Here is a 15,697-nt window from a genome sequence, read left to right as displayed (position 1 = left end):
TTTTTCGTGCTTTAACTGCGTTTAAAACTGCTTTTAACGAAGGATGAAGTGGCTTAATCTTGCCTGCCGTGATGGCCGGGTGGGAACGCCTGTATTGCGCCATGACGGTTTTATTGGTGTGTTTGCATCAGATTTTGTGCGCCATTCTCTGGCATCGTTGCAGTGATAACGGTGCGTCTGGTGCATAACCTATAAGGGAGAAGACGCGTGATAAAGCTCGTTCGTTATCTGATAGGCCTTGAGGCAGCAGCCGGTCTTATTTTAATTGCCGCAACGCTACTGGCGCTGGCGATAGCCAATCACCCGGCCACATTACCGTGGTATCAGGCATTTCTGGACACGCCGGTGATAATGGGCATGGGAGCATTGCATCTCAATAAGCCGTTGCTGCTGTGGATTAATGACGGCCTGATGGCATTGTTCTTTTTGATGGTAGGGCTGGAAGTTAAACGCGAACTGGTGATGGGAGCGTTAGCCAGCCGTAAACAGGCCATGCTGCCAGTGCTTGCTGCCCTCGGCGGTATGCTGGTTCCGGCCTTGTTTTTCCTGTTATTTAACGCCAGTGATGCGCAAATGCGTTCTGGCTGGGCCATACCCACCGCGACGGATATCGCCTTTGCGGTAGGCATTCTGGTGCTGTTGGGTAAACGGGTGCCAGTCGGGTTGAAAGTGTTCTTGCTGGCGCTGGCTATCATTGATGATTTGGGCGCGATTGTGATTATTGCCCTGTTCTATACTCAGCAACTGCACTGGCTGGCACTCTCTGGCGCGCTGGCTGCTATTGCCTTGCTGGCGTATATGAATTACCAGCAGGTGATGAAAACCTCGGTCTATTTGTTGGTTGGGGCGGTGCTGTGGGTGTTTATCCTGAAGTCAGGCATACATGCGACCCTTGCGGGTGTGATTGTGGGGTTCTTTATTCCATTGCGCGCTCCTGCGGGTAAGCCTTCTCCGGCAGTGACGCTGGAGCACGGTTTGCAAAGCTGGATTGCCCTGTTGGTGATCCCGCTGTTTGCCTTTGCCAACGCCGGTATCTCGCTGCAAGGTGTGACGTTGGATAATCTGGTGTCGCCGTTAACGTTAGGGATAGCGAGCGGTCTGTTGCTGGGTAAACCAATTGGTGTATCACTGTTTAGTGTTCTGGTGGTGCGTCTGGGATTGGCCAAATTGCCCGCAGGTGTGACATTACGACAGATTATGGCGGTATCCGTGTTGTGCGGTATCGGGTTTACCATGTCGATTTTTATTACCCTGCTGGCATTTGGCGAAGCCGATATGCAAGACATCCTGTATGCCAAACTGGCGATTTTGCTGACCTCTCTGGTGACCGCGGTGCTGGGCTATTGGATATTACGCTCAGTGTTGCCTGCCAGCGCACGTTAACTCTCACCCGCTTAGGGGACCGGCTGATATGTCACACATCAACTTCAACCACCTCTACTATTTCTGGCAGGTGTATAAAGCCGGTTCAGTGGTCGCTGCCGCTGAACGGCTGTTCCTGACGCCGCAGACGGTGACCGGACAAATCAAGTTACTGGAGGTGCGTTTACAAGGCCGGTTATTTAAGCGTAAAGGGCGAGGGCTTGTCCCTACCGAGCTTGGGCAACTGGTATTCCGCTATGCTGACAAGATGTTTGCGCTGAGCCAGGAAATGCTGGACATCGTTAATTACCGCAAAGAATCCAGCCTGTTATTTGATGTTGGTGTGGCGGATGCGCTCTCCAAACGCCTGGTCAGTCGGGTGCTGGAATCGGTGGTGAATGAACAGGCGTCGATTCATTTACGCTGTTTTGAGTCAACGCATGAGCTGCTGTTAGAGCAGCTCAGTCAGCATAAGCTGGACATGATTTTATCTGATTGCCCGGTCGATTCAGGCCAGCAGGCCGGGTTGTTCTCTCGGAAGCTTGGCGAATGCGAGGTGAGTTTTTATTGTCGTCAACCGGTACCGGATTTGCCATTTCCTGCGTGTTTGACGCAACGCAAGTTGCTCATTCCGGCGCGCCGTACCATGCTGGGCCGCAAGTTGCTTAACTGGATTAGCGGGCAGAACCTGTCGGTTGAGGTGATGGGCGAATTCGATGATGCTGCGCTGATGACTGCGTTTGGGCTTAATCATGATGCTATTTTCGTTGCGCCATCGCTGCATGTCAGTGTGATACAGGCTCAGGGAGAGGTCGAAGAGATTGGCCGCCTTGAGGATGTTAAAGATGAGTATTATGTGATTTTTGCCGAACGGATGATCCAGCATCCTGCGGTGCAGCGGGTATGCAATGAGGACTACTCCTCTCTATTCCGGCTATAGATATTATTCTGACTATCGCCAGTAAGGGAGGGGCCATCCAGCCTGGTAGATTCAGCGACAAAAAAACCGGCCAGAGCCGGTTTCTTTAGCGAGCTATCACGTTGCCGTGATTACTGCATCGCGCTGATCTGTGCAGTCAGATTAGATTTATGACGCGCAGCTTTGTTTTTGTGGATCAAACCTTTGCTGGCCTGACGATCCACGACTGGTTGCATGTCATTAAACGCTTTCTGCGCAGCTTCTTTATCGCCGCTGGCGATGGCCGCATACACTTTCTTGATGAAAGTACGCATCATCGAGCGACGGCTAGCGTTGTGCTTGCGGCGCTTTTCAGACTGTACGGCGCGTTTCTTAGCTGATTTGATATTAGCCAAGGTACAACTCCCAAATATATTCTATCGAGGACAATTCAAAGGCCGAGGAATATGCCCGTTTAGCCTTCTTTTGTCAATGGATTTGTGCAAATAAGCGCCGTTTGTACGTCAGCGCCAGTTACGTTGTGATGGCGCGGGATTTTAACAGCTTAAGCGCCCGGAATACAGCCTTTCGCGTCATAAATTCACCCTTTACCCACCTTATCTCAGGCACAAAGGCTCAACCGTTTGATTACGGGCTAAAAGCCAGCACCGCGCCGCAGGCCGCAGCCAGTGCTGGATGAAAATTTCTCATCGCTCTGGCAGACTAAAATCCGGTGCGCAGGCAACAAAAGGCATGAATCGCGGGTTAACCTTACCCGTTGTACAAGGTATAATCCGCCGATTTCCACTGTTTTGAGCCAGTTATGCAGCTAATTCGCGGTATACACAATCTTCAGGCCTGCCATTACGGCTGTGTGCTAACTATTGGTAACTTTGACGGTGTTCATCGCGGGCATCAGGCGCTGCTTGAGCGCCTCAGGCAGGAAGGAAAATCGCGCGGCCTGCCGGTGATGGTGATGATTTTCGAGCCTCAGCCATTAGAGCTGTTTGCGACCGACAAAGTGCCTGCAAGGCTGACCCGTCTGCGAGATAAGGTGAAGTATCTGGCACAGGCAGGCGTGGATTATGTATTGTGCGTCACGTTTGATGCCAGTTTTGCCGCCAATCATGCCAGCACCTTTATCTCCAGCCTGCTGGTGGAAAAACTGGGCGTGAAATTCCTGGTGGTGGGGGATGACTTCCGCTTTGGTGCTGGTCGTGAAGGGGATTTCCTGTTATTACAGAAAGCGGGTGCCGGGCTTGGGTTTGAGGTGTGCAGTACCACCACCTTCTGTCGCAGCGGTAAACGGGTAAGCAGCACCGCGGTGCGCGAGGCGCTGGCAAACGATGAGCTGACGCTGGCAGCGGAACTGCTGGGGCATCCGTTTAGCATCTCGGGCCGGGTGGTGCATGGTAACGCGCTGGGTCGCACTATCGGCTTTCCCACCGCCAATCTGCCGCTTAAACGTCAGGTGTCACCTGTTAGTGGTGTTTACGCTGTTGAGGTACATGGACTGGGAGCCGCCGCGCTACCCGGTGTGGCGAATATCGGTACACGCCCGACGGTAACCGGAGATAAACGCCAGCAACTGGAAGTGCATGTGCTGGATGTCACGCTGGATCTGTATGGCAAACATATAGATGTGGTGATGTGCAAGAAATTACGTAGTGAGCAGCGGTTTGCTTCGCTGGATGCGCTGAAGCAGCAAATCGCCAACGATGTGGTGGCCGCCCGTGACTTTTTTGGGTTGAAGGCACCGGTTTAATTTTTCTCTAGCCGAAAACGAAATCGAGAAACGAATGAGTGACTATAAAACTACCCTGAATTTGCCGGAAACAGGGTTCCCGATGCGTGGCGATTTGGCCAAGCGTGAACCTGACATGCTGAAACGTTGGTATGAGCAGGATCTGTACGGGATTATTCGTAGCGCCAAGAAGGGTAAGAAAACCTTTATTCTGCACGATGGCCCTCCGTATGCGAACGGCAACATTCACATTGGTCACTCAGTTAACAAGATCCTTAAAGATATTATTATCAAATCCAAAGGGTTATCTGGCTATGACTCGCCGTATATCCCCGGCTGGGACTGCCACGGCCTGCCGATCGAGTTAAAAGTTGAGCAACTGGTCGGTAAACCCGGAGTGAAAGTGAGTGCTGCCGAGTTCCGCGCAGCCTGCCGTAAGTATGCCGCCGAACAGGTGGCCGGGCAGAAGAAAGACTTTATCCGTCTGGGTGTGCTGGGTGACTGGGATCGCCCTTACCTGACGATGGACTTCAACACTGAAGCCAACATTATTCGCGCGCTGGGCCGCATCATCGAAAACGGCCATCTGCACAAAGGAGCTAAACCGGTGCACTGGTGTGCCGATTGTGGTTCTGCGCTGGCGGAAGCGGAGGTGGAGTATTACGACAAAACCTCTCCGGCCATTGATGTGGCGTTCAACGCAGTTGACCGTGCGGCGGTGCTGGCAAAATTCGGGCTGGCGGCTGATGCTGTTGATGGCGATGTGGCGCTGGTTATCTGGACGACGACCCCCTGGACACTGCCTGCCAACCGCGCCATTTCACTGAATGCCGAATTTGATTACGTACTGATTCAGGTAGCGGATAAAGCGATTATCGTGGCTGAAGGTCTGGCTGATTCCGTTGTCAAGCGCGTGACGGGCAGTGACGCCGTTTCTCGTCTGGGCCAGGCGGTAAAAGGCAGAGAGCTGGAACTGCTGCGCTTCCGCCATCCGTTCATGGCGTTCGATGTGCCGGCTATTTTGGGTGATCACGTTACGCTGGATGCCGGTACGGGTGCAGTACACACCGCCGGTGGTCACGGCCCGGATGACTATGTCATCAGCCAGAAATACCAGTTGGAAATCGCCAATCCGGTCGGGCCGAACGGCTGCTATCTGTCTGGTACGTTCCCTGGGCTCGATGGTCTGTTCGTGTTTAAAGCCAACGACAAGATTGTTGAATTGCTGCGCGAGCGCGGTGCACTGCTGCACCATGAAAAGCTGCAACACAGCTACCCGTGCTGCTGGCGTCACAAGTCACCGATTTTGTTCCGCGCCACGCCACAGTGGTTTGTCAGCATGGATCAAAAAGGGTTGCGTGCGCAGTCACTGTCGGAAATCAAAGGGGTACAGTGGATCCCTGACTGGGGTCAGGCGCGCATTGAGTCGATGGTCGCCAACCGCCCTGACTGGTGTATCTCCCGCCAGCGTACCTGGGGGGTGCCGATGTCACTGTTCGTGCACAAAGAAACCCAGGCATTGCATCCGCGTACCGCAGAGCTGATTGAAGCCGTGGCATTGCGTGTTGAGCAGGATGGCATTCAGGCATGGTGGGATCTGAACCCGGCGGATCTGCTGGGGGCGGATGCCGAGCACTACGAGAAAGTGCCGGATACGCTGGATGTATGGTTTGACTCAGGTTCAACCCATGCATCAGTCGTGGATGTGCGCCCTGAATTCAGCGGTCACGCGGCGGATATGTATCTGGAAGGTTCTGACCAGCATCGTGGCTGGTTCATGTCTTCACTGATGATTTCGACGGCAATTAACGGTAAAGCGCCCTATCGTCAGGTGCTGACGCACGGCTTCACCGTGGACGGCCAGGGCCGCAAAATGTCGAAATCCATCGGCAACACCGTCAGCCCACAGGATGTGATGGATAAACTGGGTGCCGATATTCTGCGTCTGTGGATAGGCTCTACCGACTATTCCGGCGAAATTGCTGTCTCTGATGAAATCCTCAAACGTTCTGCTGATGCGTACCGCCGTATCCGCAATACCGCCCGTTTCCTGCTGGCTAACCTGAATGGGTTTGACCCGGTGCAGCACAGCGTGAAACCACAAGAGATGGTGGTGCTGGATCGCTGGGCGGTGGGTCGTGCCAAAGCCGCGCAGGAGGAGATAGTCGAAGCCTATGAGAGCTACGATTTTCACCGCGTGGTGCAACGCCTGATGCAGTTCTGCTCCATTGAGATGGGCTCGTTCTATCTTGATATCATCAAAGATCGTCAGTACACCGCGAAGAGCGACAGCGTGGCGCGTCGTAGCTGCCAGACTGCGTTGTATCATATTGCCGAGGCGCTGGTGCGTTGGATGGCCCCGATTATGTCGTTTACCGCTGATGAAATCTGGGGATATCTGCCGGGTAAACGTGCACAGTTCGTCTTTACCGAAGAGTGGTATGACGGGCTGTTCGGTCTGGCTGATGACGAGCCGATGAACGATGCCTTCTGGGCCGACATGCTAAACGTGCGTGGTGAAGTGAACAAGGTTATCGAGCAGGCGCGTAACGACAAGCGTGTCGGTGGCTCACTGGAAGCGGCGGTGACGCTGTATGCCGATGACACACTGTTTGCACAGCTCAACAGCCTGCAAGGTGAGTTGCATTTTGCCTTATTAACCTCCAAAGCGCGGTTGGATCATGACAACAATGCACCGGCAGACGCGCAGCAAAGTGAATTACCGGGGCTGAAAATTGTCCTCAGTAAGGCGCAAGGCGAGAAATGCCCGCGCTGTTGGCACTATGAGACGGATATCGGCAGCAGTGCTGCGCATTCTGATGTGTGTGGTCGCTGTGCGACCAATATTGGCGGTGATGGCGAAGAGCGTAAATTTGTCTGATGAGTAACTCGACTGGAGCAACAACGGGTTTGCGCTGGCTATGGCTGGCTGCACTGGTATTGGTGGTGGATTTGGGCACTAAGCAGTGGGTGATGACCCACTTTCAACTGGGTCAATCCGCGTCATTAATGCCTTTCTTCAATTTTACCTATGCCCATAATTATGGCGCGGCGTTTAGTTTCCTCGCAGATAAAGGCGGCTGGCAGCGTTGGCTGTTTGCCGCCATTGCGCTGGCAATCATTGTGGCGTTACTGGCGATGATGTACCGCTCCAGTGCTGCCCAGAAACTGAACAACATTGCTTATGCGCTGATTATCGGCGGAGCGATTGGTAATTTGACGGACAGACTGGTTCATGGCTACGTCATCGATTTTCTGGATTTTTTCATCGGTGACTGGCATTACCCGACGTTTAATCTGGCGGATACCGCTATTGTGATTGGTGCGTTGCTGATTGTGCTGGAGGGGTTCCTGACCTCGCCACAAAAAAAGCAGCAGGAAGGTAAATAATCGATGTCGGTATCTGTCACTCAGGGCTGTGAAGTGCTGGTGCACTTCACGCTGACACTGGAAGATGGCTCGGTGGCTGAGGCAACCCGAGATAGCGGCAAGCCAGCGATGTTCCGGCTTGGTGACGGTAGCCTGTCAGCCGGGCTTGAAACTGCGCTGTTTGGGCTGACTGTCGGTGAGCGACGCCAGTTTAGCCTGCCGCCGGAGTCGGCGTTTGGCCTGTCCAACCCGGATCTTGTCCAGTTTTTTCTGCGCCGTGATTTTGCCCAGACTGGAGTGCCGGAAGTGGGCACGATTATGCTGTTTAGCGGCATGGCGGGTAATGATATGCCAGGCATTATCCGTGAGGTGGCCGAGGAGTCTGTCACGGTTGATTTTAATCATCCGCTGGCAGGCCATACCATTACCTTTGACGTGGAAGTGCTGGAGATAACCCCCCTTCAGACGGAGGTCACGCATGAAAATCCTGCTGGCGAATCCCCGAGGGTTCTGTGCCGGAGTCGATCGTGCCATCAGCATTGTGGAGCGGGCGCTGGAGGTATATGGCGCACCGATTTACGTTCGTCATGAGGTGGTGCATAACCGCTATGTGGTTGATGGGTTGCGCGAGCGTGGCGCGATTTTCATTGAGCAGATTGAAGATGTGCCGGATGGTGCCATTCTGATTTTCTCTGCTCACGGTGTGTCACAGGCGGTCAGAACAGAAGCGAAAAACCGCGATCTGACGGTGTTTGATGCCACCTGCCCGCTTGTCACCAAGGTGCACATGGAAGTCGCGCGTGCCAGCCGCAAAGGCACGGAGGCGATTCTTATCGGCCACGCCGGGCACCCCGAAGTGGAAGGCACCATGGGGCAATACAGTAACCCGAAAGGGGGCATGTATCTGGTTGAGGGGCCGGATGATGTCTGGAAACTCAGGGTGAAGGATGAATCTAACCTGTGTTTCATGACGCAGACCACGTTGTCGGTGGATGACACCTCAGCGGTGATTGATGCGCTACGGGCGCGTTTCCCGCTGATTATCGGCCCGCGTAAAGATGACATTTGCTATGCCACCACCAACCGCCAGGAGGCGGTGCGCAATCTGGCCGCCCAGGCTGATGTGGTGCTGGTGGTCGGTTCAAAAAATTCCTCTAACTCCAACCGGCTGGCGGAGCTGTCACAGCGTGTGGGTAAGCCCTCTTTCCTGATTGATTCGGCCGAGGATATTCAGGAGCACTGGCTAAAAAATGCGGCTTGTGTCGGCGTCACGGCTGGCGCTTCCGCACCCGATATTCTGGTGCAGCAAGTGATAAAACGCTTGCAGAGCCTTGGTGGAGCGGTAGCGTTCGAGATGGAAGGGCGCGAAGAAAATATCGTGTTCGAAGTACCGAAAGAGCTGCGTGTAGACGTGCGCGAAGTGGAATAAACCCGCAACTGAAGAGATACGCAGCCACTGCGTGTTAACCCCATTATAAAAATGCCAGCCGGTGTAGATCGTCTGGCATTTTTTTGGAGAACGATATGTCCCCGCTGGCGATAATTCTGGATACCGACCCTGGCATTGACGATGCGGTTGCCATTGCCGCTGCGCTGTTTTGCCCTGAACTGGAGTTGCGTTTACTGACCACGGTAGCAGGCAATGTCACCGTCGATAAAACGACCCGCAATGCGTTACAACTGCTCGATTTTTGGCAATCGACCGTTCCCGTTGCAGCCGGTGCCGCCGCCCCCTTGTTGCGGCCATTATCGAGCGCCGCTGATGTGCATGGCGAGTCAGGATTGGGCGGCTATGATTTTGCACCACCGCGTCGTCAGGCACTAAACCAGCCTGCGTTCCAGGCCATCTATCAATACCTTAACGACAGCGACAGGCCGGTTACGCTTGTCACCATTGGCCCGCTGACCAACATTGCGCTGCTGCTGATGCACTACCCTGATTGTCGCTCGCGTATTGCGCGGCTGGTGATGATGGGCGGCTCTTGCGGGCGGGGCAATGTCACGCCGAGTGCTGAATTTAACATGGCCGTTGATCCCGAAGCGGCGCGGCGCGTGTTTGACAGTGGTATCGATATCGTGATGTGTGGGCTGGATGTCACGCATCAGGCGGTGCTGACGCCTGAATATTTGGCGACACTGCCTGCACTTAATCGCTCCGGCGCGATGTTACATGCGCTATTTAGTCATTATCGCAGCGCCAGCATCACCGGTGGTCTGCGAATGCATGATTTGTGCGCGATTGCCTGGCTGGTGAAGCCAGAGTTGTTCAGGTTACAGCGCTGTTTTGCCACGGTTGAGACACAGGGAGAGTACACCTCCGGGGCAACGGTGGTGGATCTGGACAATCGCCTGCAAAGAGCGGCGAATGCGCAGGTTGCCGTAGGGCTGGATGTGGACGGCTTTCGTCACTGGGTGTCTGAGATGCTTTCATCTCTGCCTTAATTGGGCCGCTTTGCCTTATGGCGTTTACTGATATCGCACCGCTGCTGTCGTAAATTTCTAATTATGGAGATTTTCGGCTGGCGGCTCAGGGCCGGGCTGGTTAACCTGAGACGATTTCCTCACTCCTCAACAGATAAAGAGTATGAATATGCGTGATGCACAGGTTCGCGTCGCTATCGCGGGCGCGGGTGGCCGCATGGGGCGGCAGTTGATTCAGGCAGCGTTACAAATGGAAGGCGTGGTGCTGGGCGCGGCGCTGGAACGCGAGGGTTCTTCCCTGATTGGCTGTGACGCCGGGGAACTGGCCGGTGTGGCAAAAACCGGTGTCGTGGTACAGAGCGCGCTGGATGCGGTTGTCGATGATTTTGACGTGTTTATCGATTTCACCCGTCCTGAAGGCACACTTCACCATCTGGCATTCTGCCGTGAGCACAGTAAAGGGATGGTGATTGGCACCACCGGGTTTGACGACCAGGGCAAAGCGGCTATCCAGCAGGCAGCGGCTGATATCGGTATTGTGTTTGCTGCGAATTTCAGCGTTGGCGTCAACCTGTTACTGAAGTTACTGGAAAAAGCGGCCAAAGTGATGGGCGATTATACCGATATCGAAATCATTGAAGCGCACCATCGTCATAAAGTGGATGCGCCATCAGGCACGGCACTGGCAATGGGTGAAGCGATTGCCGGGGCGCTGGGGCGTGATTTGAAGGATTGTGCGGTCTATGCCCGTGAGGGGCATACCGGCGAGCGCGATCCTCAGAGTATCGGTTTTGCTACCGTGCGCGCAGGCGATATCGTCGGTGAGCACACCGCCATGTTTGCGGATATTGGCGAGCGCATTGAGATAACCCATAAAGCCTCAAGCCGTATGACGTTTGCAAATGGCGCTGTCAGGTCAGCATTGTGGTTAAGTGCGCATAATCACGGCCTTTTTGATATGAGAGATGTGCTTGGGTTAAATGATTTATGATTTTTCTTCTAAAAGAAACTTTCATAATTCATTGAAAAAAATGGCATCTATAGGGATGCCATTTTTTTTATGCAAAAAATAGCATTTAAGTTTAATTCTATTTTTAGATTGCCATTTTCCATGGTTTTCTTTGTGTTTTGTTGGGGTTGTCTGTATGTTTTTTGCTCTTTAAATCAGGTGTGCGGGAGTTTTCATCACTTTGTGATTCATAATGGCTGGCAACCGTTTACTTTTTCCAGTTGATATGGGTTTTTGTCGCTGTGGCTGGAAATTGTGTCTTGAAGCCATAAAATACCTAAAAAAATGCCGCTTTGGGTGGACAACGGACGGGGGCATCATTAAAATGCGCGCAATTTGCCAAAAATTTGCCTTACAGGTGGTTTTTGCATTGATTTAGCGTTTGAAACTGAATTAATATGCAAATAACATGATTTTTTATTCCTTGGAGGGTGTTTTGATTAAGTCAGCGCTGTTGGTTCTGGAAGACGGAACCCAATTCCACGGTCGGGCCATTGGGGCAGAGGGAGCGGCAGTGGGGGAAGTGGTCTTCAATACGTCGATGACCGGTTATCAAGAAATCCTCACTGATCCTTCCTATTCCCGCCAGATTGTTACTCTTACTTATCCTCATATCGGCAATGTCGGTGCCAACAAAGCCGATGAAGAATCTCCCGCTGTTCATGCACAAGGGCTGGTTATTCGAGATTTGCCCCTGATTGCCAGTAACTACCGCAGTGAAGAAAGCCTGTCTGACTACCTCAAACGTCACAACATTGTGGCGATTGCCGATATCGATACCCGCAAGCTGACGCGTTTGCTGCGTGAAAAAGGCGCGCAGAACGGTTGTATCATCGCGGGCGATGCGCCGGATGCGGCGCTGGCGCTGGAAAAAGCCAAAGCGTTTCCTGGCCTTAAGGGGATGGATCTTGCCAAAGAGGTGACGACACAATCACCCTATACCTGGTTACAGGGCAGTTGGACGCTGGAAGGGGAATTGCCCGCAGCAAAAGACGAGAGTGAACTGCCGTACCATGTGGTGGCCTATGACTACGGCGTGAAGCGCAACATCCTGCGTATGCTGGTGGATCGCGGCTGCCGCCTGACGGTTGTGCCAGCGCAAACCCCGGCTGATGAGGTACTGAAACTCAACCCGGACGGTATTTTCCTCTCCAATGGCCCCGGCGACCCGGCACCGTGCGATTACGCGATTGAGGCTATCAAAGCGTTTCTGGAAACCGATATTCCGGTGTTTGGTATCTGTCTGGGCCACCAGTTGCTGGCGCTCGCCAGCGGCGCGCAAACCGTCAAGATGAAATTCGGCCACCACGGTGGCAACCATCCGGTGAAAGACTTGGATGGCAACCGCGTGATGATAACCGCCCAGAACCACGGCTTTGCGGTCGATGAAACGTCGCTGCCCGCCACGCTGCGCGCGACGCACAAATCGCTGTTCGACGGTTCGTTGCAGGGGATTCACCGCACCGATAAAGCAGCGTTCAGTTTTCAGGGGCACCCGGAAGCGAGCCCCGGCCCGCACGATGCCGCACCGCTGTTTGATCACTTCATTGAACTGATTGAGTCTTACCGTAACACCAAATAATCGGAGCCCGTTTAGTCACGCTGCGGTAAAAGAACAGGGCGAAAGCGCCAGTGCAGCAGTGAGTAAACGGGTTCGCAGGAGCGAGAAATGCCAAAACGTACAGACATAAAAAGTATCCTGATCCTCGGTGCCGGCCCGATTGTCATCGGCCAGGCCTGTGAGTTTGACTATTCCGGTGCTCAGGCGTGTAAGGCACTGCGCGAAGAAGGCTACCGTGTCATTCTGGTGAACTCTAACCCGGCCACTATCATGACTGACCCGGAGATGGCCGATGCCACCTACATCGAGCCGATTCACTGGGAAGTGGTGCGTAAAATTATCGAAAAAGAGCGCCCGGATGCGGTGTTGCCGACCATGGGTGGCCAGACGGCGTTGAACTGCGCGCTGGAGCTGGAGCGTCAGGGCGTGCTGGCCGAATTCGGTGTGACCATGATCGGTGCTACCGCCGATGCGATTGATAAAGCGGAAGATCGTCGCCGTTTCGACATCGCGATGAAAAAAATCGGCCTGGAAACGGCGCGTTCCGGCATTGCACACACCATGGAAGAGGCACTGGCGGTCGCGGCGGATGTGGGTTATCCCTGCATCATCCGTCCTTCCTTTACCATGGGCGGCACCGGCGGCGGTATCGCGTATAACCGCGAAGAATTCGAAGAGATTTGTACCCGTGGGCTGGATCTGTCGCCGACCAAGGAACTGCTGATCGACGAATCGCTGATCGGCTGGAAAGAGTATGAAATGGAAGTGGTGCGGGATAAGAATGACAACTGCATCATCGTCTGCTCGATTGAAAACCTGGATGCGATGGGCATTCACACCGGTGACTCCATCACTGTCGCTCCGGCACAGACGCTGACCGATAAAGAGTACCAAATCATGCGTAACGCCTCGATGGCGGTACTGCGTGAAATCGGTGTGGAAACCGGCGGCTCCAACGTGCAGTTTGCGGTCAACCCGAAAACCGGCCGCCTGATCGTTATCGAAATGAACCCGCGTGTGTCGCGCTCTTCTGCGCTGGCTTCCAAAGCAACCGGTTTTCCGATTGCCAAAATCGCCGCCAAGCTGGCGGTGGGTTACACGCTCGATGAGCTGATGAATGACATTACCGGCGGGCGCACCCCGGCGTCGTTCGAGCCGTCTATCGACTATGTTGTCACCAAAATCCCGCGTTTTAACTTTGAAAAATTCGCTGGCGCTAACGATCGTCTGACCACGCAGATGAAGTCGGTGGGTGAGGTGATGGCCATTGGCCGTACTCAGCAGGAGTCGCTGCAAAAAGCGCTGCGTGGTCTGGAAGTGGGCGCGACCGGTTTCGATCCGAAAGTGAGCCTGGATGACCCGGAAGCGCTGACCAAAATTCGCCGCGAGCTGAAAGATGCCGGTGGCGAGCGTATCTGGTATCTGGCGGATGCATTCCGCGCCGGGATGTCGGTTGACGGCGTGTTCAACCTGACCAACATCGACCGCTGGTTCCTGGTGCAAATTGAAGAACTGGTGCGCCTGGAAGAGCAGGTGGCTGAACAAGGGGCGAATGGCCTGACGCCGGAATTCCTGCGGTTACTGAAGCGTAAGGGCTTTGCCGATGCGCGTCTGGCGAAACTGGCGGGTGTGTCCGAGAGTGAAATTCGCAAACTGCGCCAGAAATACAATTTGCACCCGGTGTATAAGCGCGTGGATACCTGTGCGGCGGAATTTGCCACCGACACAGCCTATATGTACTCGACCTATGATGATGAGTGTGAAGCCAACCCGAATCAGGATCGCGACAAGATAATGGTGCTGGGCGGCGGGCCGAACCGTATCGGTCAGGGCATCGAGTTCGACTACTGCTGCGTGCATGCGGCGCTGGCGCTGCGTGAAGACGGCTATGAAACCATCATGGTCAACTGTAACCCGGAAACCGTCTCCACCGATTACGATACCTCCGATCGCCTCTACTTCGAGCCGGTGACGCTGGAAGACGTGCTGGAGATTGTGCGTATCGAGCAGCCGAAAGGGGTTATCGTGCAGTACGGCGGGCAAACGCCGCTGAAACTGGCGCGCCAGCTTGAAGCCGCCGGTGTGCCGGTGATTGGCACCAGCCCGGATGCCATCGACCGCGCCGAAGACCGTGAGCGTTTCCAGCAGGCGGTTAACCGTCTTGGCCTGAAGCAACCGGCTAACGCCACGGTCAGCACCATCGACCAGGCGGTGGAAAAAGCCGTTAACATCGGTTATCCGCTGGTGGTGCGCCCGTCTTATGTGCTGGGTGGCCGTGCGATGGAAATCGTCTATGACGAAGTGGACTTACGTCGCTACTTCCAGACGGCCGTCAGCGTGTCCAACGATGCGCCCGTGCTGTTAGACCGCTTCCTTGATGACGCGGTAGAAGTGGATGTGGATGCCATCTGTGACGGCGAGCGCGTGCTGATTGGCGGCATCATGGAACATATTGAGCAGGCGGGGGTTCACTCCGGTGATTCCGCGTGTTCGCTGCCCGCTTACACCCTGAGTAAAGAGATTCAGGATGTGATGCGCCAGCAGGTGGAAAAACTGGCGTTCGAGCTTTCCGTACGTGGCCTGATGAACGTGCAGTTTGCGGTGAAGAACAATGAAGTCTATCTGATCGAAGTTAACCCGCGTGCGGCGCGTACCGTGCCGTTTGTCTCCAAAGCCACAGGGGTTCCGCTGGCCAAAGTGGCGGCTCGCGTCATGGTTGGCCAAACGCTGGCGCAGCAGGGCGTCACCAAAGAGGTGATCCCGCCGTACTACTCCGTCAAGGAAGTGGTGCTGCCGTTTAATAAGTTCCCTGGCGTTGACCCGATCCTCGGGCCGGAAATGCGCTCTACCGGTGAAGTGATGGGCGTGGGCCGCACGTTTGCTGAAGCCTTTGCCAAAGCGATGCTGGGCAGCAACTCGCCGATGAAGCAAACCGGCCGTGCGCTGCTGTCAGTGCGTGAGGGCGATAAAGCTCGCGTGGTGGATCTGGCTGCTAAATTGCTCAAACACGGTTTTGAACTCGATGCGACTCACGGCACTGCGGTGGTGCTGGGCGAAGCGGGGATTAACCCGCGCCTGGTGAACAAGGTGCATGAAGGCCGCCCGCACATTCAGGATCGTATCAAGAATGGCGAGTACACCTACATCGTGAACACCACGGCAGGTCGTCAGGCGATTGAAGACTCCAAACTGATTCGCCGCAGTGCGTTGCAGTATAAGGTGCATTACGACACCACCATGAACGGCGGCTTTGCGACAGCGATGTCACTGAATGCTGACCCGACCGAGCAGGTTATCTCGGTTCAGGAAATGCATGCCCGCATTCGTGGTTAA

At 54.4% G+C, this 15,697-nt stretch carries 12 protein-coding genes and 1 pseudogene; 12 read left to right on the top strand and 1 reads right to left on the bottom strand.

The window, feature by feature from the left end; translation table 11 throughout:
* Nucleotides 1-43: 43 nt before the first annotated feature.
* From DAQ1742_RS20750 to nhaR, 3 genes are read left to right on the top strand one after another with little or no spacing between them, the layout of a single operon-like run.
* On the top strand, nucleotides 44-166 hold the full coding sequence (locus DAQ1742_RS20750; RefSeq protein ID WP_256388384.1) for a hypothetical protein: 123 nt from the start codon (nucleotides 44-46) through the stop codon (nucleotides 164-166).
* 41 nt (nucleotides 167-207) lie between these two features.
* Entirely contained in the window at nucleotides 208-1,383 is a 1,176-nt protein-coding gene (gene nhaA, locus DAQ1742_RS17620; protein ID WP_035344315.1) for a Na+/H+ antiporter NhaA, read from the top strand.
* A 28-nt stretch (nucleotides 1,384-1,411) separates the two neighbouring features.
* Nucleotides 1,412-2,302, top strand: a complete 891-nt coding sequence (gene nhaR, locus DAQ1742_RS17615) for a transcriptional activator NhaR (protein ID WP_035344313.1) — start codon at nucleotides 1,412-1,414, stop codon at nucleotides 2,300-2,302.
* Nucleotides 2,303-2,412: 110 nt separating this feature from the next.
* On the opposite strand, the gene rpsT is transcribed toward nhaR, so the two are convergent.
* Nucleotides 2,413-2,676 carry a 30S ribosomal protein S20 gene (rpsT, locus tag DAQ1742_RS17610; RefSeq protein ID WP_035344311.1) on the bottom strand — a complete coding sequence of 88 codons (264 nt, stop codon included), beginning with the start codon at nucleotides 2,674-2,676 and terminating at the stop codon, nucleotides 2,413-2,415.
* A gap of 407 nt (nucleotides 2,677-3,083) precedes the next feature.
* Between rpsT and ribF the strand changes: the two genes are divergently transcribed.
* The 9 genes and pseudogenes from ribF to carB all read left to right on the top strand — a co-directional run bounded on the left by ribF (nucleotide 3,084) and on the right by carB (nucleotide 15,697).
* Nucleotides 3,084-4,025, top strand: a complete 942-nt coding sequence (ribF, locus tag DAQ1742_RS17605; protein ID WP_035344309.1) for a bifunctional riboflavin kinase/FAD synthetase — start codon at nucleotides 3,084-3,086, stop codon at nucleotides 4,023-4,025.
* Between the two features lie 34 nt (nucleotides 4,026-4,059).
* Nucleotides 4,060-6,885, top strand: a complete 2,826-nt coding sequence (gene ileS, locus DAQ1742_RS17600) for an isoleucine--tRNA ligase (protein WP_035344307.1) — start codon at nucleotides 4,060-4,062, stop codon at nucleotides 6,883-6,885.
* Complete coding sequence (gene lspA / locus DAQ1742_RS17595; protein ID WP_035344305.1) at nucleotides 6,885-7,394, top strand: signal peptidase II; 510 nt, start codon at nucleotides 6,885-6,887, stop codon at nucleotides 7,392-7,394. The genes ileS and lspA overlap by 1 nt, the downstream gene beginning before the upstream one ends.
* A gap of 3 nt (nucleotides 7,395-7,397) precedes the next feature.
* Nucleotides 7,398-7,868, top strand: a pseudogene (fkpB, locus tag DAQ1742_RS17590) (FKBP-type peptidyl-prolyl cis-trans isomerase); the annotation flags it as partial.
* Nucleotides 7,852-8,802 (top strand): 4-hydroxy-3-methylbut-2-enyl diphosphate reductase, encoded by a 951-nt coding sequence (ispH, locus tag DAQ1742_RS17585; protein ID WP_035344301.1) that lies wholly within the window; start codon nucleotides 7,852-7,854, stop codon nucleotides 8,800-8,802. The pseudogene fkpB and the gene ispH, both read left to right, overlap by 17 nt.
* 95 nt (nucleotides 8,803-8,897) lie before the next feature.
* A complete protein-coding gene (gene rihC, locus DAQ1742_RS17580) occupies nucleotides 8,898-9,815 on the top strand; it encodes a ribonucleoside hydrolase RihC (RefSeq protein WP_035344299.1) in 918 nt (305 codons plus the stop codon).
* Nucleotides 9,816-9,963: 148 nt separating this feature from the next.
* Nucleotides 9,964-10,785: a 4-hydroxy-tetrahydrodipicolinate reductase gene (gene dapB, locus DAQ1742_RS17575; protein WP_035346334.1), complete on the top strand. Its 822-nt coding sequence runs from the start codon at nucleotides 9,964-9,966 to the stop codon at nucleotides 10,783-10,785.
* A gap of 454 nt (nucleotides 10,786-11,239) precedes the next feature.
* A complete protein-coding gene (gene carA / locus DAQ1742_RS17570; RefSeq protein WP_035346332.1) occupies nucleotides 11,240-12,385 on the top strand; it encodes a glutamine-hydrolyzing carbamoyl-phosphate synthase small subunit in 1,146 nt (381 codons plus the stop codon).
* An 87-nt stretch (nucleotides 12,386-12,472) separates the two neighbouring features.
* On the top strand, nucleotides 12,473-15,697 hold the full coding sequence (carB, locus tag DAQ1742_RS17565) for a carbamoyl-phosphate synthase large subunit (RefSeq protein ID WP_035344295.1): 3,225 nt from the start codon (nucleotides 12,473-12,475) through the stop codon (nucleotides 15,695-15,697).

Source organism: Dickeya aquatica (assembly GCF_900095885.1).
Taxonomy (GTDB): Bacteria; Pseudomonadota; Gammaproteobacteria; order Enterobacterales; family Enterobacteriaceae; genus Dickeya; species Dickeya aquatica.
The sequence above is the reverse complement of the archived record's forward strand: the minus strand, read 5'-3'. Positions and strand labels throughout refer to the sequence as shown.